The sequence below is a fragment of the Mesorhizobium sp. genome, assembly GCF_005063415.1.
In the GTDB taxonomy this organism is placed as follows: Bacteria; Pseudomonadota; Alphaproteobacteria; order Rhizobiales; family Rhizobiaceae; genus Mesorhizobium.
Genome location: NZ_SUEG01000235.1, coordinates 4,673 through 4,965 on the forward strand (window position 1 = coordinate 4,673; position 293 = coordinate 4,965).

General features: G+C 62.1%; 1 pseudogene. It reads left to right on the forward strand.

The window, feature by feature from the left end:
* Positions 1-293 (forward strand): annotated as a pseudogene (locus E5W70_RS30705) (amino acid ABC transporter permease); the annotation flags it as partial.

The window sequence follows — 293 nt, forward strand, 5'->3', positions numbered from 1 at the left end:
GTTCGACTACCTGCGATACGGCGCGTACCCGGTTTCCGAGCGGTGGCGCGTGGACCTCGCGCAGGCAATCGGCGCCATCCTCATCGTTTGGCTCCTGTGGACGAAGGCTCCGCGGCGCAAAGTGGCGGCGTTGCTGTTCTTCCTCGTCTACCCCGTTGCCGTGTTCGTTCTGGTGCGCGGCGTTGCCTGGCTACATTTGCCTGTCATCGATACGACGCTCTGGGGCGGTCTCTTGATCACGCTGTTGATGTCGATCGTGGGCATCGTCTTCTCGCTTCCGATCGGGGTTATCC